Below are 20,845 nucleotides of genomic sequence, written 5' to 3' on the forward strand. Positions count from 1 at the left end.
TCTCAGAACGCAAATGCATCGCCCAGCAAACGGAGGGCGTGTCCGAACGGTCTGATGGGGGCATCGGAAGATGCGGAATTCGTCGCCAACGACGACACCGCCATCCGCGGATCGCTCGTCGGCGATTGCTCGACGGGCGTGTCCGGTCGTGCTTCAGCTATCGCGGCCATCTGACGGGACGCCTTCCTGGACTCCACCGGCATCGCTTCATCCGGCCAGGTCATCGCACCCGGCAGCCCCGGTGGCAACGGCACGGCAGCGTCCCTGGCCGCGGCAATCGCCGCAGCCGGCAACGGCGGCGGACTGGCCGTCGACACCTTCGGCCCGGCGCTCACCGCCCCGGTCATGAAAATCCGTGCAGGCAGCACGAAGTTGCGTAACTGGAGAACGTCGAGCGGACCGGCGCCCGCCTCGCTGCGCAGTTGCACCTTCAGCGGGATGCCCTGGCCCGTATCGGGCGTCCAGGTCAGCAGGTAACGTGCGTTGTCCTGTTGCGCGACCTTCGCTCGCTCGAACAGGCGGATCAGGCCGAAGCGCCCCTGCGAATCGAGCGCCGTCCGCAAGCCGCCCTGCTCGGTCTGCCATTCGATACGCGACAGGTTTTCGAGCGCCTGGCCGGGCCATTCGAACGGCGTCCATTCCTGCTTCTGGTTGAAGTAGTGCAACTCGCGGCCGGACAACACGAATCGCATGTCGGTGACACCGGGCGTCGGCACCGCCTGCAACTCGTAGCGCACGCGCGCGTCGCCGGACGGGAACAGCACCGTCGAAATGCGCGTGAGTTTGTTCAACCCGCTCAGGAAGCCCGGATCGATCGTCAGCGCCCCGGAATCGGTGCCCTGTGCGGGCACCCAGCGGTCGCCCTGCCGTTCGATGACGCCGGCGAGCTGCGTCGTCACGAATTGCGCAATCACGCCTCCATCGGGGCGCATGAAGCGCGCCATTTCGGGCAGCGACGCGTCGTTATCCGAATCCGCGAACGGATAGCGGCCGCCGAACGACTTGTTCCAGTCGGCTACGATCGCCGCACGCCAGATCTCGTTCAGGCTCGACGCGGCCGGCTGCACGATGACCTGCCATGCCTGATCGAACGGCGCCCGGAACAGTGCGCCGAAGCCGGACCACTGTTCGCCAAGGCTCGCGGCGAGGCGACTTGCATAGTCGCGGCTGTCGGCGATGTCGGATGTCTTGCCCTGCAACACCGACTGGGCAGCCAGTCGCGCAACCGCATCCGGATCGGCGCTGGAGACGATTTGCGACGTCTTCAGGCGCATGGCCGTGATGCGCTCCAGATAGCGGGCGAGGCTCAGGTCGCCTGTTGCGGCCATTTGCGCGGCGGCGGCTTTGCCGTTGGCCGGCGCGCCGGAAACGAGATCGCTGCCGGTCAAGCGCAGGATCGGGCCGAACGCGGCCACCAGCGGCGCAAGCTGCGACTTGACCTGCTTCGACGGGTCCTTTTCGTCGGCGCCGACGAGCTGCTGCGCCTTGCTGATCAGCGTGTCGGACAGCGACTGCGCGTTGGCTCCCGTTCCCGCCTGATAGACGATCGCGTTCATCAGCGCGACGAGCGGCGAGCGTTGCGGATCGCCGAGCAGGGTCAATTGATCGGCCGTGGCGGAAAGCGTCGGCGCCGGTTGCCAGCGTACGCTGTTGAGGAACTGTGCCCAGGCGCGCGCATAGTCGTCGAAGTAGCGTTGGCGCAGTTCGTCCTTGAGTGTCGACGGAGACTTGCCGGCGGCTTTGGTGTCGGAGAGCACCCAATCACCTGCCACGTCATGTTGCTCACCGGCTTCGTCAATGGCCTTGGCGATCCGTTCGTCCCATGCCGCGCGCGTGAATACGCCCGGCACGGTCATGGTCGTGTTGAACAAGCCACGGCTTGTCGCGCCACCTGCACCGGCCTGGGATGCCGCATCACCCAACAGCGTGGCAAGCGATACTTGCGGGTATTTCGGCGCCGCTTCGTCGAGGATCTGCTGGTAGACCGCGTCCCGCGAGTTCTGAATGCCCCGAACACCGATCACCGTCTGGCGAGTCGCTGCGATCAAGGTACTGTCCGGAACGATTGCCAATGCAGCCGCCGTCGACTTCGCACCGGGTCCCAGATGGTTCGTGAAGAATGTAATGGCTTGCTGCCGCAAGTCCTCCCATCTTCCTGGCGACAACGACGAACCGACGGGGCGCGCCGGCATGGACATCGCGACGAGCTGGGGTGTCAGGAATGCGGCGACCGCGCGCTCCGGTTTCGCGAGCATCAGATAGGTCTTGAGCGTGTCGTATGCGGCCTGCACCTGAGCGTCGCCTCCGCTGGCGATTTCTGCGTCGGACAGCGATGCCAGTTGATGCAGTCTCGCTTCGAGCTGCCGGCGAATCGGGCCGACGAGAATGCGGCTTGCCGCATCGGCATAGTGCGGCCAAAGGGCATCGAGCAATGCGTGGTCGCGATTCAGGCCGAAGCGGGTGGTCAGCGGTGCGCGGGTGCGCTGGTGGATTTCGAGCGTGTCGATTTGCCGATCGAGGTCGGTGAGCGTTTGCAGCGACTTCGCCGGGGTTGAGGCCCCGGCGAGCTTCGCAACTGTAGCGGCAGCGCTCCCGATCGTCGCGCGGTTGGCAAAGCCGGACAGCATCGTGCCGACAAACCAGCAGCCGATCGCGGCAGTCGTCATCCAAGCCGCCGCAGTCGGCAGCGAAAAGCCCATGCGACGGCCGCTAACCTTGCGGCTGTGTTCGGCGATGGTATTCCAGATGGTTCGATGACGAGGACCGAGCGGCGCCTCACCATCATTCGAATCGCCACCGGGCGATTCGAGATCCTGAGAAATCGGCGCTCGATTCTTGAATAGAGGCGCAAACATCAACCCGTAAAGCGTGTGTCTCGAAGCGGCGGGTTCAGCGGTGCGACGAAGCAGGTCAGATAACGCTCCGTGTAACCTCGAAATGTACCGCGCCAGTTCGGCAGGGTATCGATCATCGGCATTCGCGGCGAGGCGCACGACACCAACGTCCGAGAGGTTGTCGGCGAGATTCCGCAGCGATTCGTCAATCACCTCCCCGCTCGCGCGTGTGTCGGCCCATGTGAGGCCAATCGCCTCGTCCGGGCTGGCCCGCTCGCTACCGAAATCCGTCACATCCAGAAGATACGCCGGTGCGATCCAACGCAACGCGCGTGCGTGACGAGCAAGCCGCGCGGCGAGTTCATCCACGTCAAACGACGCATCGCCGGCACTTCGGTGACGGGTGATGGCCGCAATCGCGTCGATCGGGCGGCGACGGCGCAGACGACGAATCCGATCGAGCCATTCCGTCTCGAGTTTTTGGTCAATTTGACGCGCATACAGCAGGACCGTACCGCCGAGAATCGCGTAGCCGGTATCGGCCAACCCGGGCGCGAGCCGCCGGACGAGCGGATAGTCGCCGGCAACCAGCACCCAGCGATCGCGATAGCGCCATCGCCAGCCGTACCTCTCCTTCAGAACCTGCTTAAGCGATTCGGCTCGATTCTCGGCATTAACCGTCGACCCACTTCCCGATGGAGCCGGCATGCGACGCGTGTGATCGTTGACCCACCTCTTCACGGCACGCCAGCCATTGGCCGGCCGAGACGAATCACTGAAGCTGAAAATCAACAAGAGTGCCACGAAGACGGCGCACAGAACGACGAGCGCCAATCCTCGATTCGCCTCGGATAGTCCCACCCAGTGCGGTCGCGCCCATACGATCCCTCCAGGAAGAACGACAAAAACAAGGGTCCCAAACAGGTCAAGTTTGAATATCCGGTTCATGCGGAAGTGCGTGTGTGGTTGATGCGTTATCCATGTTCGTCACGACAGCGACGAACATATGGTCTTCGTCGCGCTGTACGACCAGTTGCGGCTTTGCCGATAGACCGGCCACGTATGTTGCGCAAGCCGCGGCAAGCCATCCTGCCGAAGCTCCCGCCTTGCCGACGATCCGATCGAGTTCAAACTCCAGCAGCACTTTGCCGTTCTCCCCTTCGGGATTGCCCGCGCTTAACGCCGTGCGCAAGGAACCGGCCGCTCGGCTGTCGAACCCGCTCATCCACAGCGCCCCGACGTCATCCGGCGCGGCGCCGCCCCAACGGAGCCCGTAGGTAAGTGCATGGTCAGGATCGTCATTACCTGCTCGCCGGGGACGGTGGAACGCAGCGATCGGTCGCAATTCGAAGCGCGACGCAAGCGCCCCCGAAACCAGCAACAATCCGACCCCGGCCTCGGCTGAACCGGATTCCGGCGGTTCGGCAATTACCTTGTTGAACGCCACGGATACGAGTAACACCGCATGCTGATGCAACGGCCCGTTCCGATCGTCAAGCCACGAATCGACTGCCATCAAATCGAGCGATCCGGGCTCACGGTCCGTTCTCGCGAAGCGCAACTTGTGACGCCTCCATTCCTTCCGCCACTGCTCGACCACGTCGGACACGCCGATATACCCGGAAACATCGAGCAAAACGCGCAGCGGCAGATCCGCAGGAAGCGTGGCCAATGTTTTCTTCAGGTCGTCCAGCAGTCGTTTGTACAGCCACGCAAGAACCTCGTCATGACGTTCCGCATCGTCAACGGCCAAGCGAGCTTCAATCGGCTCAAACCATCTCGCCGAAACCGATTCGTTAGCTTTCTGCTCCGAAGCCCTCGCACGCAGCTTCATCGTTCCATCGATGATCTGGTCGATACCGTTTTCCGTATCGTCGGCGGTCACGCGTGCAGCCGCTGCCAGGACAAGCATCGGCACGCTTTCCCGCGCAAAAGCCTGCGCGTTGTACTTCCTGCTTGCATCGTTCCAGGCCTGAACTTTCGCGCGTTCGAGTTCGTATGCCCGATAGCGCCGGGACACGACGAAGGCGGAAAAACCAGCCGGATAGATGGACACGCATATCCAGAACCACGGCGTGCGAGTCGGCTCACCCTCCGGCCAGAGCATCAGCACGGCCAATATGCCGACCGCCGTCAGCACAACGAACACCGCGCCCCAGAGAAACCGCGACGGCGGCTCATCAAGAACCGGCTTCTCCGGCGGGAGGGACAAGAGATCCAGTGCCATTGTTCAACGACGCCCGCTATTCGGAAGAGAAGAAATCAACCGGCACCCGCACTCGCACAAGTCATCGTGCTGGGCCACTTCGCGATCGTCATCGAACGCCCCCGAGGTTGCGGTTGCGATGCGGTTGTCGCCGTGTCGCGGGCAGGTCACGGGATCGTGGAGCCGAGCAAGCGGACGACCCATGAAAAAGCGCGAATCCGAACCGGCCGTTACGTGGCCGCCGCCGGTATGGCTGTCGCCGACGCGAACGATGCCCCCCATATGCCCCCCGAAAATAAACTGACGTCGTCACTGCAGTTCGACAGTGCGCGATTGATATTGGGTTATTAACGCCCCGGCAACCGGGCAGCGGGCGTCATCGCCTCGCTGGCTTGCCTGACGCGCTCGCCATGTTTTTCGTCGCGCTTGCGCTTCTTGTCCTCGTCGACGTAATCGCTGCTTCCGAATGTGTCGATAGCACGCGTCTGGAAGTACAGATTCGACGACAGCACGTGGTCATGCCAGCTCGTCAGCATCGTGTCGTGAACCAGCAGGTCGAACAGCGCCATGACTTTCGGCGGCAGCGGATTCTTGCCGCTCAGGCCCAGCTTCCACGCCTGGATCAGCGTTTCCTGCTCCGGCGTCATCATCCAGGCCTCGATCGTCGCCGCGCTGAACTCCGGGTCGGCGTCCCATGGCAATGAGCTGTCTTGAGCCATTTCGCGAATGCGATCGGCCGATTTCTGCAGCGCGGGTTGCCGGGATTCACGTCGCATCAGTTCTTCGGATTCGCTTTGGATGCGTTCCCAGACGCTTACGGAGGGACGCGCTTTCTCGATACCGGCGTCGCGACTGGAAAGCATCTCCGGCAACATCGAGTTCTGCCAGCGTGCAAGCGCTTTGCCGAGCGTCACGCTATCTGCCGGCGGCCGCTGGTTGCGCAGTGCGAGATACGCTGCCTCGGCGTCGTTGCGTTCCTTCAGGAGCTCCCGATGCCGGGCAGCAAGGTCGTCGAAGCGGTTCGTCACGGTTGCGCGAAATGCCGGGGATTGGTAGCGAACTGCCATCCAGCGCAAAAATACCTGCATGTGTTCGACAAAGTTCAGACGCGCGACGTAGGGAACTATCTGGCGGTAGGCATCAATCAGTTCTCCGATTTTGTAGGAGGTTTTTCCGTCGGATATGGGATTGGCGAGGGTGAATCTCCGAAACACGTCTGGCTTCCATTTCGCCAAGTCCTCCATCGTATCCAGCACCACACCATGCGATACCGCTTCATTGAGCATGTCGCGCAAAACGACACGCTGCAGTTCCGCGCGTGCTCCGAGCGTTCCTGCAGGTGCCCCACCGGTAATGTCCTCGCTCGTTCCGGGATAGAGGTATTGAAGCCCGCGCGTGTTCTCGAGGCTATCGAGCCGCTGATAGAAACGCAGTTCATGCGCCGCGGCAAAATGCACGCATCGCTGCACCGACGCCGGCACCGCCAGATCGCGGTCTCCGTAGTTCTGTTTGAGCAGGCCAAGAACCGGCACGATCCCCAGCAGCTTGTTCTCTTCCATCAACGAAGACACCGCATCCAGCAGCCCCAGGAACTTGATTTCGATCGGAATAGCCGTTTGGTTGGGATCTTTCGAATCGACAAAGGCCAGCTTCGTATCGCTCGGACGCTTGTATCGCCGGGTCAGTTCATTCGCCAGCGCCCGAGCAAGAACACAGCCACGATCGGCACCGAAGATCGATACCTGGATCCGCTGAACCTTCGGCGTCGTCTGCTTGGCGTCGGCAATTGACTTTTCAAACTGCGTCATCGCGGCCGCCAGCCGGTCCTCGACGCCTGTTCCAAATACACGGGCGACGGCGCGGTTGTCACGAAACCATGGAATCGAATCGATCAACACGCCAAAGAACACCGACTTGGCGGCGCTTTGGGCGATTGATGGAAAATTCTTCTTTGCGTCGTAGAGAATTGCGCGAGTGGCGGCGCGGCCGCGTCGAACCCAGCGGTTTTCACGCTGCAGTTGCAACACTCGGCCGATATTGCGCGGCACCGATTCGACTGAATCGACCAGGTCTTTGAAAGACTGCACGACCGGCCGGAACGAAAATTCCTTGAGACCCTTCTTGAGTCCTTCCGTGACAGTGTCTTTCGGGCTGATGGGAAGCCGTTTCACGCCGGTTACGTTCTCGCCGACGCTGACTGCTATCGAACCGGCTGCCTTGGCACCTTGATTTCCAAGTTTAAAGGCTGCGGAGACGATCTGCCCCTCTCGTGCCTCCTTGTTCAACTCCGTGCCAAGCCCGGAAAAGTATGAGCGATACCAAAACTGATTCGGAAAATCCTTACGTCTTGAGTCTCGATTTTCGCGATGCGCCTCCCAAAGGCGGCAAATATTTGAATATCTCGACGTTTGAGGATCATCATAATCGCGATTCCGACCAAATCCATCGAAAAAGAAACCCATGTGCACTATGGCACCACACGGAACACAGACATCACTCGGATATGCCTTGCGATTCTCGCCGATTTCCACACGCACATTGAGCGGCGTCTGATCAGCAGAATCCAGACGATTAAGATCAGCCATCCACCCTCCATTTAAACTCAGTTCGACCGACTGCCATTAATATTCTTCACAACGGAATTGGGTAAATTTCGCATTGCGATCGCGAACGCACCGGGCTTCCCTTTTGTTTCACCCAAAATACGCTTGACATCCAAATTTTCATCAAATTTATCATTAAGCAAATGATAATAACAATATTGCTGAAGATCATCCGTATTTGTTAACCCATATTTCATCCAGCCTTGGGCTGCAAGCCTAGCCACACGCCTAAAGATAATAGAATTATCTTCATTCATAGGATCAATCAATTGTTTGTGATTTTTCCTCATCCAGTCCCACACGTCGGCATACTCAATTCGAGTTCCACTTAAATCGTTTCGAAATTCCAACTCAACGTGGTCATCTGGATAGAAATGCACCGCAAGCACATCCTCACCCGCTCCGCCGTTGACTTTTGTCGGCGGAAATTTGACCTCGGTCCTCTTGTGGATCTTCTTGATCGGCGCGTACAGATCCTTGATGGCTTCATCCGCGTCATAGACTTCCCAGTCAACCGTGAAATCCGTCCCCTTCAGCTTGTAGCAACAAGTCAGGCTTCCGGCACCCGAACCCGGCGGCAAATCGCCCCCTCCGCTCGCTCTGTTGCCATATTTGTCTCGAATCGTGAACTCGCTCAGATTGAACGGCGTGTAGTTGAGCCCCATGACGCTGACCCCGCGGTAGGTCGGCTCGGACGAAAACGCGTCGCAGCCGGCTAACGTCAGTACGACGGCGAACAAGATGACAACCCGTTTAATCATTGCTGGAATACCTCAAACTCAAGAACACAATCCGTCATGCCAACCTCGTTTCGCACACTCGATCCCGGTGTCGACCTGGATGATCGTCGTCCATCACTAAAGATGCCTAATCAAAACGACCTCGCTTGATTTCTCGCACAACGGCATCCGGCAAGCTCGCCATCGCCGCACCGAACGCACCCGGCTTGCCTTCCGTCTCCTTCAAGATCCGCTGCACCACCGGATGCTCATCGAATTTCGGATTGACCAGCTGCGTGTAGTACACGTACTGCTCCAGGTCCTTCGTGTCAGTCAGCCGATATTTCAGCCACCCTTGCGATGCGACACGTGCCGTGCGCCTATAGGCCACGGCCATGTCGGCATCGTCCGGATTCGCCGCCTTCCCGTACTTGGTCTGAAACCAGTAATCCACTTCCGTGTAATCGATCCTCGTCCCGCTCATGTCGTTACGAATCTCAAACTCGATGTGATCGTCCGGATAAAAGTGCACCGCAAGCACATCCTCCCCCGCTCCGCCTCTGACTTTTGTCGGTGGAAATTTGACCTCGGTCGTCTTGTGGATCTTCTTGATCGGCGCATACGGGTCTTTCATGAACTCGTCCTGGTCATAGACTTCCCAGTCAACCGTGAAATCCGTTCCCTTCAGCTTGTAGCAACAACTCAACCTCCCGGCGCCCGCACCCGGCGGCAGATCGCCCCCTCCGCTCGCTCTGTTGCCATATTTGTCTCGAATCGTGAACCCGCTCAGATTGAACGGCGTGTAGTTGAGCCCCATGACGCTGACACCGCGGTAGGTCGGCTCGGACGAAAACGCGTCGCAGCCGGCTAACGTCAGTACGACGGCGAACAAGATGACAACCCGTTTAATCATTGCTGGAATACCCCAAACTCAAGAACACAATCCGTCATGCCAACCTCGTTTCGCACACTCAATCCCGGTGTCGACCTGGATGATCGGCGTCCATCATTAAAGATGCCTAATCAAAACAACCTTGCTTGATTTCTCGCATAACGGCATCCGGCAAGCTCGCCATCGCCGCACCAAACGCGCCCGGCTTGCCTGCCGTCTCCTTCAAGATCCGCTGCACCACCGGATGCTCATCGAATTTCGGATTGACCAGCTGCGTGTAGTACACGTACTGCTCCAGATCCTTCGTGTCGGTCAGCCGATACTTCAACCAGCCTTGTGCGGCAACACGGGCCGTGCGTCTAAACGCGACAGCCATGTCCGCATCATCGGGGTTGGCCGCCTTCCCGTACCTGGTTTGAAACCAGTGATTGACTTTCGCATAGGAGATCCTCGATCCACTCATGTCGTTACGAATCTCAAACTCGATGTGATCGTCCGGATAAAAGTGCACCGCTAGCACATCCTCCCCCGCGCCACCTCTGACTTTTGTCGACGGAAATTTGACCTCGGTCGTCTTGTGGATCTTCTTGATCGGCGCATACGGGTCTTTCATGAACTCGTCCTGGTCATAGACTTCCCAGTCAACCGTGAAATCCGTTCCCTTCAGCTTGTAGCAACAACTTAACCTCCCGGCGCCCGCACCCGGCGGCAGATCGCCACCTCCGCTCGCTCTGTTGCCATATTTGTCTCGAATCGTGAACCCGCTTAGATTGAACGGCGTGTAGTTGAGCCCCATGATGCTGACACCGCGATAGGTCGGCTCGGACGAAAACGCGTCGCAGCCGGCTAGTGCTAGCACTACAGCCAATATGACGAAGAACCGCCTAATCATGCGAGGCTCCCTCAGAATCCTCGGATTCCGACCTGATGCGAGACGCCTCGCGCAAGACATCAGCATCGATGCGGCTCAACGCGTCCCGATACGTCTGCTCACCGTTCATCGCGCTGGCCAGCCGCTTCCGAATCAGCGGATGTTCATCGAATCTCGGCGAAATGACGACGCCCTTTGAAACGTAGTTCAACAGATCGTCATGGTCAGCTATACGGTATCGGTCAGCACGTTCCAGTTGTTCCGAAACACGTTGGTAAAGCGTCAAATCCGTGAAATCGTCGAGCATTGCTCCATACATCGTGCGCAGTTGCATCACGAGCTTGTCGACGCGACCGAGCCGCAGCAACGCCACGTGCTGCTCCACTGCCATCACCTGTTCCCCCTCGACGATTGCATCGGCCACACCCGCATCGTTGCGCCATACGATCTCGTTCGATTCGCGATCGCGATACCAGATCTCTGCACACGGCGCGAGAAACGTTTGTGCCTGCTCTCCGCTCCAGACCATCCGTAACCTGGCGAGAATCCGGTTATCGTAGAAATGCAGGAAATACGCACGCTTGTCTGGCGTCGAATAACAACAGAACGATCGAAAATGCTCAACCAGAGACTGCATCGGAAGCGGAGACCATATCCACGTCAACATGTGCAGTCCGCTCGACTCTTTCCAGAGCCGCCGGACAAGCCGGCTCTGCAGCTCGTGCGGATCATCCAGTGCGAAACGGTCGATCGCAATGAGATAGGGGGCGATGTCCGTGTAGGACTCTATAACGGTGCCATCCCACAGCGAGCGCCATTCCAGCCTTGGAACCTGAACCAGCAGTTTGTCGAGATCCGGATTGGCGCGCGTATCGGCGAGTATGTACAGGTACGCCGACACATCGCCGGCTTCGAATGCGTCGAACTGCGACAGCAATCGATTGCGCCACACCTCCCACGCCGCATCCGAATCACCGGCTGACATCGCACGCTCGGATCCGCTCATCAAGCAACCTCCGTCATTGCTTCGACACCTCGGTGCGCATCCAGCAAGCACTCCTTGCATGGCCCAATTGGCATGCTCGGCAGCGGAGCCGAAAGCGAGGCGGGGCCGGTCCAGTAGAAATTTCCGCACTTGAGCGTGATATCTCCCGGGCATCCGAGTTCGATGTTGCCGCCGTCGATCTTGAGGTAGGCACCCCCACTGGTCAGCGTAAGGGCTCCCCGCGAGGCAGCGAGAATCGCGCCATCGGCACTGGTGAAGTTCATGTCCTTCGACGCCGACAGCGCCATTGCACCCGTACGGGCCTGGACAACAACATCCTGCTTGGCTGCGGTGACCCGCACCCCCTGTGCCTGCGCGAAGAGCGACACCTGCCTTCCCGCCGCAACGGTGAAGTTCCGCATAATTCCGATGTCAAAATTTCCGCCGGCAGTCGCAATCAGATTCCGGTCCGCATTGATCTGCAAATGCTCCCCGGACGTGAGTCCGATACCTGACGGCGCACTCACGAGAACTGCCGCGCGCTTCAAGCCGTCGAGCGCTTCCGCATAGAACGACTTCTGTTGCTGCAGCTCGGCGACAGTCGCCTCCGCGGCTCGTACTGCCTCGGAAAGCGACGCCATGCGATCGATCGCCCGCTGCAACTGCTCCTTGGCGTCTTTCATGTCGAGTTGGTGACCCGAGGCGCCAACCTGCGCTTCGGTACTCAGCAGCATGCCCTTCGGGCCGCGCGCCGCTAGATGTCCATCGGTACGTAGCTCTGCACCCCGCCCTCGTTCGCTGCGGGCGTTGTCGACCATATGCCCCAGATTCAACTCGCTGGTCTGATTCGGCGTGGTCAGGTGAATATGCTCGACACCCTCCTTATCCTCCATCCGCAACTCATTCCGCGCCGCCGTCCGAATCAGGTTCCGCGTATGGTTCAGGTTGTTGACCAGATCCGGATGCACGCTGTCATGCATCGCCCCGATGATCACCGGCCGATTCGGATCGCCGTCCGTATGGACAATCGCCACTTCCGCGCCATCGATCAGCGGAAAGTGATGCCCATAGTTGTCGCCGCTATACGGCTTCGCAAACCGCACCGGCCGGCTCGTCCCACCCGGGCTCCATTCATCGAGATCGAACGGCAGCTTGATCACGTACCAGCCCTGCTCGGTCAGATACGCGTACTTGTAATTGCCCGGCGACGTAATCCGCGCCGGCAAGATCCCGTCGACCACCGGCCGCGCAACCGACGCCATCGGCGTGCGCCACACCCGATCCGACGGAATCCCCTCGAACGCGACCCAATACGCCTCACTGCGCCCGCCGTGCGACTCGACCGACGTCACGAAAATCCCGTGCTTCGCATCGACCGGATTCGGCGCGACCCGCATCACCTCCCCAGCTTCGAGCCAAAACGGATTGCCCGTCCCCTTGAAGACGATCTGTCCGGCCAGATAAGCCTCGTGCCGCAACCGGGCCACGCGCTTGCCTTCCTCCGGCGTCTCGTAATGCTCGCCCCAGAGATAATCGACCGAGTTCGTCGTCTTGTCGTCACGCGCGGCGTTTTCCTCGACCAGCAGCGACACGCCGGCCTGCCGATGGTTGTAGTCATGCAATCGCACCGTTTCCGGCACACGCTGCATTTCGCGCCCAAGTGTCTTGATCGCATCGGCCCCGACACTCTCCAGCCCCGAATCACGACGATACGGAACCGTGCGCTGCTTGCGCGCATAGGCATCCAGATCGTCACCGAACACGATCACCGCACGATCCTTCTTCTGTTCCCATCGGAACCAGATCCCTGCCTCGGCACAAATACGCCGGATGAACGCGAACGTGGTCTCGCGATACTGCGTCACGTATTCGCGACGCTTGTACTCGCCTCGCAACTGGAACTGAAAATCGACACCCGCGCGATACCCGTAATGCCGCAACGTGTCGGTCACGATCTCCTCGACCGACTGCTTCTGAAACAGCCGGCTGGTCACCCCGCGATCGAGATCCGCCAATGTCGGCTCCAGCACGACCCGATAGCGCGTTTCGTCAGCCGACGTCTCGAGCTCGTCGAACCGGGTGATGATCCCGTGCACCGTATACGCGGGCGGCTTCGTGCTGAATTGCCCGGCGTTCTCCCCGAACATCTTCTGCAGATACCCCATGTCCGGATCGACCGGATCGACGATGAACTTCGCCGGCCGCCCTAGCACCTGATTCATCGGAATGCCCGCGACGGGGCTCGTGAATTCGATCTCGTACCGGTAAAGCTGGCTGATGCGATCCAGCCCGGTGAATGACAGGATCGACAACGGTGCCGGTTGCGGCGCCAGCTTCAATTCATAAGCCTGCGAAGGCAGAATCATCGACATGAGGTCTCTCGGTTGCACGCACACAACACGCCGGGGACGACTTTCGACACCCCGGCGTCTGATGCACTCAGCGTCTGATCAGTTCTTGGCCTTCGGCATCTGCGACACGAGCGACAGCCCGATATCCATCCCTTCGACCTGGAAGTGCGGCACGATGAAGAGCTTGATCCGGAAGAAGCCCGGGTTGTCGTCGATATCCTCGACCGTCACCTTCGCGTCGCGCAGCGGGTGCGATGCCTGCAACTCGTCGCCCGGATCCTTCATTTCGGTCACGAGCCCCTTGATCCAGCCGTTCAATTCGAGTTCGAGCAGACGGCGATCCTTGGTCGTGCCGATGTTTTCGCGCTGGATCAGCTTCAGGTAGTGCGCGATACGCGACAACAGGAAGATGTACGGCAGCCGCGCATTGATGCGGCTGTTCGCCGTGGCTTCCTTTGTCTCGTACAGCGCAGGTTTCTGCGTCGAGCTCGCGGAGAAGAAGCACGCGAAGTCGTGGTTCTTGTAGAACGACAACGGGATGAAGCCGAGATTCGCGAACTCGAATTCGCGCGTTTCCGGAATCAGCACTTCCGTCGGAATCTTCGGCTGATAGCCGGTGCCGAGGTCGTACAGGTGAACCGGCAGATCCTCGACCTTCCCGCCCGCCTGCGGCCCGCGAATCTGAACGCACCAGCCGTTGCTCACGAAGCTGCGCACCATGTTCGCCGCGAACGCGAACGATGCGTTCACCCACAGATACTTGTTGTGATCGGGGCCCTTGACCGCTTCCTCGTAGTTGAATGCCCGCACCGGCGCCGTATCCTTGCCGTACGGCAAGCGACCGAGCACGCGCGGCATCGTCAGGCCGACGTAGCGCGCGTCGTCGGTGTCGCGGAAGCTCTTCCACTTGATGTATTCGGCACGGTCGAAGTAGTTGCCGATGTCCTGGATCGCCGCCACTTCCTCCATCGACTGCTTGCCGAAGAACGCCGGCCCGACCGAGCCGATAAACGGCATGTGTGCGGCGGCGGCCACCTTCGATATGTTCCGCAACAGCGCAACATCCATCGGCGAATTCGCAAACTCGAAGTCGCTGATCATCGCGCTGATCGGCTGGCCGCCCGGCGTGTCGTATTCCTCGATGTACGTGAGGCGATACAGGCCGCTCTGGATCAGTTCGGGCGTGTCCTCGAAATCGCGCTGCAGCGCATCCTTCGACACGTCCAGCACCTCGATTCGCGCGTTCTTGCGGAAATCGGTACGGCTCACGAGCATCTTCAGGCCGCGCCAGCGTGCTTCGAGCGCCTGGAATTCCGGTGCGTGCATCACCGCGTCGAGCTGGCGGCCGATCTGCCGGTCGATCTGGCCGATATGGAAGTCGAGCAGCGACTTGTCCAGCAGGTCGACGGGCTGGCTCGCCTTCGCGACGAGCTCGAGGAACGCGCCCATCCCGCGCGCGATGCGCTCGTCGGCCGACGCCTCGGACAACATGTCGTTGTCGCGGAACGCCTCGAGCGGGCGCGCTTCGTTGACGGGCTTCAGGTTGATCTTGCTGCACAGCGATGCATAGACGCTGTCGATATCCCCGTGCGGGGCGTCCAGCACGACAGTCTCGGTCACGCCGGCGTGCTGCGATTCAGTGGGTTTCATCTCGGGTCCTGTCTGCGATCGAATCGCTACGATGTTGCGGAATGCGCTGAACGCGCGCTTTGCCCAGCGTCGTTCACGCATGCCCTTCCGGGTGCGTCGCGGCGGTCGCGATCTGCGCGAGTTCGCCACGGAGCTTCGCGGACAGGCGGTCGTCCTTCAGCACCTTCTCGAACTCGCGACGGAACGTGCCGTTGTCGAGCAGGTTAGATTTGAGGTCGCGCAGCAGATTGCGCATCGCGAGCAGCGCCTGAAGCTCGGGAATCTGGCGCGCCACCTGCTCGGGCTCGAAATCCTTGATCGACCGGAACGACAGGTTGACGGGCAACTCCGAACCGTCGCCGGCCAGCGTGTTGTCGGCAGCGATCCTGAGATCCGGCGCGTAATCGGCCAGTACGGCATCGAAGTTGTTCCTGTCGATGTTCACCTTCTTGCGCTCGGCCAGCGGCGCTTGCTCGCGGCCAGCGCTGAAGTCGCCCGCCACCAGCAGCTTCAACGGCAGCTCGACCTTCTTTTGCGCCCCGCCCGTATGCAGATCAAGGGTGATCGACACCCGGCTCTTCGGGATCTCTCGCTGAAAGCTATCCAATTCGTTCTCCTTATCTCAGGAAGCTTGAAGACTCCGCGATGTGCACCCGCAACCGCTGGTGCACCGTCGTTCACGTCACCTTTGCTCAACCCCGCAACACGGATTGACGAACGACCGATTCGGATATTCGCGGCACGACATCTGATTCAGGCGGCAAAAAATATCACGCACTTTCGCATGAAGTAAACCATCAAAATCAAAAATCGATCACCAACCACACATGCAGTTTCAAAAATAAGACTAGTACGAATACAAAATTCGTTCACCCACCATGCCCAGCCGAGATCGATCGATATGCAAGACCAATCTCAAATACCGAAACACATCACCCAAGTGATTGATTTTTATTGAAAATACTCAATCTAAATAGCCGCACAAATCTCAATAAAATCACGCGCCATGAATCCACCAATTATAAAAACCCATTCGATCACACAATCTCAAAATCGATCACTCGCATATCTCGATACCAATGAAACAGTTGTCAACGATTCGCCGAAGCATGGGGTATACGAAATCGGAAAACGATGGTTAGAATCGTCGCCTCATAATTCCTAATCGATATAGACCAAACCATGCGGATCGAAAAGCCGCTCTGGCATGAAGGGCTGATTCTTACGCAGCAGCATTTCCAGCAGCAGGACCGCTGGCACGGGTTCGCGCTGCAACAACTGGCGTCGGCCATCGCCGTATCGCCCTGGGGAACGCTGAACGTCGACGTCGACGAAGAAGCACTGGCCTCCGGCCGCCTGAAGCTCACGCGGCTGCAGCTACGCTTCCCGGATGGCACGCCGGTCGACACGACCGTCGCTGACGCACTGCCGCCGGCTCGCGACCTCGTCGGCGAAATTCCCGCCGATACACAGACCGTCGATGTGCTCGCCGCACTGGCGCTGCCCGATGCGAACGGCAGCAACTGCCGTTTCGACGAAACATCGCTGGCCCGCCCACGTCGCGCGTACCGCGAATTCGTCAAGGTGACGGACCTGAATGGAACGGCTGAAACCGAAATTGCAGTCGAGCGCCATGCGGTCCGGTTGCTGTACGGCTACGAATCGCACGCGGACGATACGGCATGCGCGATAGCCCGCTTGACGCGCACGACGAGCGGCCAGTTCCAGATCGATCGCGGATATGTGCCGCCCTGCCTGTCGCTGTCGGGGCATCCACTGCATATCGAGCGCATCCGGCGGCTTGCGGATATCCTCGCCGCCAAAAGCGCGCTCCTCGGCGCGCGCCGCAGCGAACGGATCGAACAGGTGGCCGAATACGGCGTCGCCGACGTCCAGCTCTTCTGGCTCCTGCACTGCATTCATCAAGCGTGGCCGCAACTGCGCTTCCTCGCGTCGCATCCGGCGCAGCCCACGGATCGCCTGTACCAGGTACTCGCCCAGTTGGCGGGATCGTTGACCACGTTCTCGACGCGCGTGTCGCTGACCGACATCCCGCCTTACGATCACGCCGCCGCACATGAGGTATTCGCAACGCTCGAATCGCTGATCCGCGATCTGCTCGACGCGATCATCCCGTCGCGCGTCGTGTCGATCGGGCTTTCACACACGACGCCGACAACCTGGTCCGGCCAGTTCCGTGACGAGCGCATCGTCGAAGACGCGGCGGACTGGTACCTGTCCGTCAGCGCGGCGCTGCCGGCATTCGAGCTCGTCGAACAGTTTTCGCGCCTGTGCAAGATCGGCGCGCCGGACGACGTCGAGCACATCGTCAATTCCGCGGTGGCCGGCATTCCGCTCAGGGCCGTGCAGCGAGTGCCGGGCGCCATCCCGGTTCGGCTGGACAACCACTATTTCGCGCTCGATGCGCATGACGCCGCGCATGAGCGGATGCTCGCCGCACGCGCTTGCCAGATCTACCTTCCCGCGTCGATTCCGGACGCGTCGATCGAACTCTATGCGGTGCTGCGCTGATGAATGCCATCGTCTCCACTCGTCACGAATCCGCGCTGCTGGCGCGGGAGCCATCGTCCGGCCGCTCGCCCCGGCCTTCGATGCGGGCACTGCTGCGCGATACGGCGCTGCTCGTTACCCACCTGTCGAACGGCGGGCAGGTCGACAGCCAGGAAAATCTGCATCAGCAGTGCGTCCGGCTCATTGCGCAGTTCGCGACGGCACTCGATGCGCAAGGGATCGCCGCCGACATCCGGGACGACGCCGTTCTCGCCCAGTGCGGGCTGATCGATGAAGCGGCACTGCGGTACCTTCCCGCATCGGACAAGGGAAACTGGGAGTCGCGACCGCTGCAGGTCGAGCGCTTCGGCACTCACGATGCGGGAACACGCATCTACGAGCGCCTCGATCACCGGATGCGCGAACCCGCACCGAACGTCGACCTGCTCGAATGCTATGCGGCCGTGCTCGGCCTCGGGTTCCGCGGCCGTTACGCTGCCCGTTCGGGCCTTTCGACGGAAACCCACGACGGCGAAGCGAAACGTCAGGCCGTGATCGCTGCGCTGGTCGCACGGATCGATCAGTTGCGACCGGCCGCGCAGCCGGGGTTCGTCACCGACCGCTCGAACACGCGGCTGATCGACCGGCTCAGACGCCTGTCGCCGTGGGCGATTGCGGGAACGGCATGCGTGATCGCGATTTGCGTGTGGTTCGCGTGGGATCGCGTCCTCGATGCGGAACTAGCACAACTCGTCCAACAAGCGAAGCGGCCGTGACTTCCGATACCGCTCTCCCGCCGACGGCAGCACGCACCGACTCCGAAGCCGCGCACGCGGCCCTGTCGGGCCTCGGCTACCCGCTGCGCACGGTCGTGATGGTATCGGCCGCACTGGCGCTTGCCGTCATCGGATGGATTTTGCCTGTCGACCGCGGCGTCATGTGGGGATTGATTGCGGTCGTCGTCGCGCTTTCAGCGCTGATCGTCTGGTTGAATTCGCACCGATTGGCGCGTGCCCGCGAACGAAACGTGCACGTGATTGCGCAACTCGGCGCGGCGACCGCCGATCTGCCCGTCGCGCTGCGCACCAGGATGCCGCTCGCCCTCGTCACCGGCGACGGCCTGCCAGCGTTGTTCGATCGCGACGCAACCCGGCCGCGTTTCGTCCACGTCGGCGACGGCGCCATCTGGTTGCGTGCCGATCGCCCCCAGGATCTTCCCCGCCTTGCCGTCGCCGTCCGCCAGTGGCGGGACGGTCAGGCACCCGATTGCGTCGTGCTGTCGGTCGCGCCGGGACTTCATGCGAACGACGATGTGTTGTCGCAAACGCTGCGCGTCATCCGGCAGGCGGTTGCAGACACGTCGCGCATGCTTGGCGTGTCGCTGCCGGGCTACGTCGCAATCTATCAGCGTCTCTCCGAAACAGTCGCTTCAGCAGGGCCCGCGGCCCAGTGGTATGGCATATCGGCCGGCTCTCCGATCGCGGACATGCACCGGTTCGACTCCGCGATCGACACAGCCGAATCCGATGCCCTCCATGCCGACGGAAGCCGCGCAGTCGCGGCACGCGCCGCCGGGATCGGCGCAATGATCGGATGGACTCGCCGTATCGTGTTCGACACGCTGACGGACCGACGCCAGCCTGCGTCGCCCTGGCCGTTGTTCGGCGCCGGCTGGATCGACCATGGCCCCGCGACGAGCCCCGGCAAACCATGGGAACGAGAAGTCCGATCGCGCATCGGTATCGCGCCGGCCGCGCTGCCTGCGTCGCCGTCCCCATGGCCGCTGCCGCAGCCGCTGATCGACGCGATGCCGCGCCGGTCGCAGCGATCACCGCGCGTCACCGCAGTCGCGCATGTCGTCGCGATCGTTGCTTGCGCGGCCACCGCCGCCATCTGCGGCGCTGCGAAAAACAACGAAACGCTGATGACCCGAATCGGCGAACACGTCGAGCGCTACAACCGTCTCCCCGCTGCGCAAGACGCCGCAAAGCGCGACGCGCTCAGATCCCTTTCGTCGGACCGCGACCAACTCGACCGGTATGCCCGCATCGGCGTTCCGCTCCGACTGTCGTTCGGCACGTATCACGGCGCGCAACTGCTGCCGATGCTCGACGACGCGATCGCGTCCTACGAACCGCCCGCGCCGCCACCCGCCGTCATCACGCTCGACAGCATGTCGCTGTTCGACAGCGGCAATGCACGGCTGAAGCCTGGCACCACGCGCGCGATGGTCGATGCGCTCGCACTGATCAACGCGCATCCCGGCAAGCGCGTGCTCGTCGCTGGTTATGCGGACGACCAGGGCCGCCCCGACCGCAACCTGAAGCTGTCGATCGACCGCGCGACCGCCGTGCGCGACTGGCTCGTCGATGCATCGGGATTGCCGACGACGCAATTCGCGATTCAGGGCTACGGCGATACGCGGCCGGTGGCGGACAACGCGACCCCCGAAGGACGGGCGAAGAATCGCCGGGTCGAAATCACGCTGGTGCCCGATATGCCGGCGTCGGCCGCGTCGATCCGCATCGCGATGTAAGACGCGTTTTGGTTCCCGGGGCATCCGCCCCGGGTTTGTCAGCGCCGGGCTCCGGTTCCGGCGATTCGCAGTACGAAGAAGAAGGAGTGAAGAAATGGCAATTCCGGCCTACATGTGGCTCAAGGACGACGGCGGTGCGGACATCAAGGGTTCGGTGACCGTACAGGATCGCGAAGGCAGCGTCGAACTGGTCGCGTTCGATCACGGCGTGCACATCCCGACCGACGGCAACACGGGCAAGCTCACCGGTACGCGCGTGCACAAGCCGATCACGCTGACGAAGGAGACGGACGCGTCGACGCCATACCTGTACAAGGCCGTGACGAGCGGCCAGACGCTGAAGTCGGTCGAGATCAAGTGGTACAAGATCGACGACGCGGGCAAGGAGAAGGAGTACTTCAACACGAAGCTCGACAACGTGAAGATCGTTGCCGTGAAGCCGAAGATGCTCGACATCAAGAACCCCGACTACGAGAAACACAACCATCTCGAAGACGTCGAACTCCGCTACGAGACGATCACGTGGTCGTACAAGGACGGCAACATTATCCACAAGGACACGTGGAACGAACGTTCCTGATGCGTTGACCGACCGGCGGAATCCGGCACGCCCGCGCGCCGGGTTCCGCTGCGCCGGTCGCCGATTCGTAGTCGCGCCCCTCGGTTCGCATGGGCATCGACGCATGCACGCACTTCTCCCTTCCTGAT

The 20,845-nt window shown here is 60.9% G+C and carries 15 protein-coding genes; 4 read left to right on the forward strand and 11 right to left on the reverse strand.

Going from position 1 to position 20,845, the window contains the following annotated elements:
* Positions 1-2: 2 nt before the first annotated feature.
* From DIE16_RS19235 to tssB, 11 genes are all read right to left on the reverse strand, one after another.
* On the reverse strand, positions 3-3,668 hold the full coding sequence (locus DIE16_RS19235) for an ImcF-related family protein (RefSeq protein ID WP_409364459.1): 3,666 nt from the start codon (positions 3,666-3,668) through the stop codon (positions 3-5).
* A gap of 91 nt (positions 3,669-3,759) precedes the next feature.
* Positions 3,760-5,061 carry a hypothetical protein gene (locus DIE16_RS19240; protein WP_124893200.1) on the reverse strand — a complete coding sequence of 434 codons (1,302 nt, stop codon included), beginning with the start codon at positions 5,059-5,061 and terminating at the stop codon, positions 3,760-3,762.
* A 3-nt stretch (positions 5,062-5,064) separates the two neighbouring features.
* On the reverse strand, positions 5,065-5,322 hold the full coding sequence (locus DIE16_RS19245; protein ID WP_124893202.1) for a PAAR domain-containing protein: 258 nt from the start codon (positions 5,320-5,322) through the stop codon (positions 5,065-5,067).
* A 65-nt stretch (positions 5,323-5,387) separates the two neighbouring features.
* Complete coding sequence (locus DIE16_RS19250) at positions 5,388-7,625, reverse strand: DUF2235 domain-containing protein (RefSeq protein WP_124893204.1); 2,238 nt, start codon at positions 7,623-7,625, stop codon at positions 5,388-5,390.
* A gap of 17 nt (positions 7,626-7,642) precedes the next feature.
* Positions 7,643-8,404: a DUF3304 domain-containing protein gene (locus DIE16_RS19255; RefSeq protein WP_185735484.1), complete on the reverse strand. Its 762-nt coding sequence runs from the start codon at positions 8,402-8,404 to the stop codon at positions 7,643-7,645.
* A 106-nt stretch (positions 8,405-8,510) separates the two neighbouring features.
* On the reverse strand, positions 8,511-9,275 hold the full coding sequence (locus DIE16_RS19260; RefSeq protein ID WP_185735485.1) for a hypothetical protein: 765 nt from the start codon (positions 9,273-9,275) through the stop codon (positions 8,511-8,513).
* A 106-nt stretch (positions 9,276-9,381) separates the two neighbouring features.
* A complete protein-coding gene (locus DIE16_RS19265; RefSeq protein ID WP_124893210.1) occupies positions 9,382-10,146 on the reverse strand; it encodes a DUF3304 domain-containing protein in 765 nt (254 codons plus the stop codon).
* On the reverse strand, positions 10,139-11,131 hold the full coding sequence (locus DIE16_RS19270; RefSeq protein ID WP_124893212.1) for a DUF4123 domain-containing protein: 993 nt from the start codon (positions 11,129-11,131) through the stop codon (positions 10,139-10,141). The genes DIE16_RS19265 and DIE16_RS19270 overlap by 8 nt, the downstream gene beginning before the upstream one ends.
* Positions 11,131-13,482: a type VI secretion system Vgr family protein gene (locus DIE16_RS19275; protein ID WP_124893214.1), complete on the reverse strand. Its 2,352-nt coding sequence runs from the start codon at positions 13,480-13,482 to the stop codon at positions 11,131-11,133. Before DIE16_RS19275 ends, DIE16_RS19270 begins: the two co-directional genes overlap by 1 nt.
* Positions 13,483-13,560: 78 nt before the next feature.
* Positions 13,561-15,111, reverse strand: coding sequence for a type VI secretion system contractile sheath large subunit (gene tssC / locus DIE16_RS19280; RefSeq protein ID WP_124893216.1), 1,551 nt, complete (start codon positions 15,109-15,111; stop codon positions 13,561-13,563).
* A gap of 73 nt (positions 15,112-15,184) precedes the next feature.
* Positions 15,185-15,697 (reverse strand): type VI secretion system contractile sheath small subunit, encoded by a 513-nt coding sequence (gene tssB, locus DIE16_RS19285; RefSeq protein WP_124893218.1) that lies wholly within the window; start codon positions 15,695-15,697, stop codon positions 15,185-15,187.
* Positions 15,698-16,272: 575 nt separating this feature from the next.
* On the opposite strand from tssB, the gene tssK reads away from it, so the two are divergent.
* From tssK to DIE16_RS19305, 4 genes are all read left to right on the forward strand, one after another.
* Positions 16,273-17,622, forward strand: a complete 1,350-nt coding sequence (gene tssK / locus DIE16_RS19290) for a type VI secretion system baseplate subunit TssK (RefSeq protein ID WP_124893220.1) — start codon at positions 16,273-16,275, stop codon at positions 17,620-17,622.
* 80 nt (positions 17,623-17,702) lie between these two features.
* Positions 17,703-18,377, forward strand: a complete 675-nt coding sequence (locus tag DIE16_RS19295; protein WP_124893222.1) for a DotU family type IV/VI secretion system protein — start codon at positions 17,703-17,705, stop codon at positions 18,375-18,377.
* A gap of 98 nt (positions 18,378-18,475) precedes the next feature.
* Positions 18,476-20,137 (forward strand): OmpA family protein, encoded by a 1,662-nt coding sequence (locus DIE16_RS19300; protein WP_260434417.1) that lies wholly within the window; start codon positions 18,476-18,478, stop codon positions 20,135-20,137.
* Between the two features lie 94 nt (positions 20,138-20,231).
* Complete coding sequence (locus DIE16_RS19305) at positions 20,232-20,717, forward strand: Hcp family type VI secretion system effector (RefSeq protein ID WP_006479553.1); 486 nt, start codon at positions 20,232-20,234, stop codon at positions 20,715-20,717.
* The last annotated feature ends 128 nt before the right edge of the window (positions 20,718-20,845 follow it).

The sequence above is a fragment of the Burkholderia sp. Bp9090 genome (genome assembly GCF_003857985.1).
Lineage (GTDB): Bacteria > Pseudomonadota > Gammaproteobacteria > Burkholderiales > Burkholderiaceae > Burkholderia.

Bases quoted from the DNA above. Each gene is read 5' to 3' on its own strand.
- DIE16_RS19240 (WP_124893200.1), bottom strand. From the start codon at position 5,061: ATGGCACTGGATCTCTTGTCCCTCCCGCCGGAGAAGCCGGTTCTTGAT.
- DIE16_RS19245 (WP_124893202.1), bottom strand. From the start codon at position 5,322: ATGGGGGGCATCGTTCGCGTCGGCGACAGCCATACCGGCGGCGGCCAC.
- DIE16_RS19250 (WP_124893204.1), bottom strand. From the start codon at position 7,625: ATGGCTGATCTTAATCGTCTGGATTCTGCTGATCAGACGCCGCTCAAT.
- DIE16_RS19255 (WP_185735484.1), bottom strand. From the start codon at position 8,404: ATGATTAAACGGGTTGTCATCTTGTTCGCCGTCGTACTGACGTTAGCC.
- DIE16_RS19260 (WP_185735485.1), bottom strand. From the start codon at position 9,275: ATGATTAAACGGGTTGTCATCTTGTTCGCCGTCGTACTGACGTTAGCC.
- DIE16_RS19265 (WP_124893210.1), bottom strand. From the start codon at position 10,146: ATGATTAGGCGGTTCTTCGTCATATTGGCTGTAGTGCTAGCACTAGCC.
- DIE16_RS19270 (WP_124893212.1), bottom strand. From the start codon at position 11,131: ATGAGCGGATCCGAGCGTGCGATGTCAGCCGGTGATTCGGATGCGGCG.
- DIE16_RS19275 (WP_124893214.1), bottom strand. From the start codon at position 13,482: ATGTCGATGATTCTGCCTTCGCAGGCTTATGAATTGAAGCTGGCGCCG.
- tssC (WP_124893216.1), bottom strand. From the start codon at position 15,111: ATGAAACCCACTGAATCGCAGCACGCCGGCGTGACCGAGACTGTCGTG.
- tssK (WP_124893220.1), top strand. From the start codon at position 16,273: ATGCGGATCGAAAAGCCGCTCTGGCATGAAGGGCTGATTCTTACGCAG.
- DIE16_RS19295 (WP_124893222.1), top strand. From the start codon at position 17,703: ATGCGGGCACTGCTGCGCGATACGGCGCTGCTCGTTACCCACCTGTCG.
- DIE16_RS19300 (WP_260434417.1), top strand. From the start codon at position 18,476: ATGGTATCGGCCGCACTGGCGCTTGCCGTCATCGGATGGATTTTGCCT.
- DIE16_RS19305 (WP_006479553.1), top strand. From the start codon at position 20,232: ATGGCAATTCCGGCCTACATGTGGCTCAAGGACGACGGCGGTGCGGAC.